The sequence below is a fragment of the Helicobacter sp. 16-1353 genome (assembly GCF_003288815.1).
Classification (GTDB): Bacteria; Campylobacterota; Campylobacteria; order Campylobacterales; family Helicobacteraceae; genus NHYM01.
On record NZ_NHYM01000028.1, the window covers coordinates 1 to 536 of the forward strand.

General features: G+C 34.3%; 1 protein-coding gene. It reads left to right on the top strand.

Features of this window, described 5'->3' with window-relative positions; genetic code table 11:
• Nucleotides 1–128: 128 nt before the first annotated feature.
• Nucleotides 129–536 (top strand): BspA family leucine-rich repeat surface protein (locus CCY99_RS09290; RefSeq protein ID WP_112061139.1); only part of this gene is annotated, 408 nt, incomplete at its 3' end.

The following is a 536-nucleotide window of genomic DNA, read 5'->3' on the forward strand; positions in this document are numbered from 1 at the left end:
TTGCAAGTCCCCTAAAATGCACCTATACGCCACTCTAACCCACAACATAAAGAATAAAATCCCCCTTGACATTGTTTTTTTTTTTTTTGATAAACTCCAATTCACAAATTGTAAACAAAGGATTTAAAATGCATTGTCCGCAAAACAAAGAGGAATTAATAGAGTTAATTGGCGATGAGAACATCTATCTAGGCGATATTGATACGAGCAAGATAACTGATATGTCGTGGCTTTTTAAAGATTCTAATAGAATATTTAGTGGCATTGAGAAATGGGATACTTCAAGTGTTACAAATATGCAAGGTATGTTTTGCAATGCAAGGAGTTTTAACCACGATATAAGCTCTTGGGATACTTCAAAAGTTACAGATATGAGCCATATGTTTGAATGGGCGATATCTTTTAATAAGCCACTAAATTCTTGGGATACTTCGAATGTAGAAAATATGAAAGCAATGTTTCAAATGGCACGACTTTTTGACCAACCTTTGGATAAATGGGACACTTCGAGCGTTAAGGATATGAGTCATATGTTT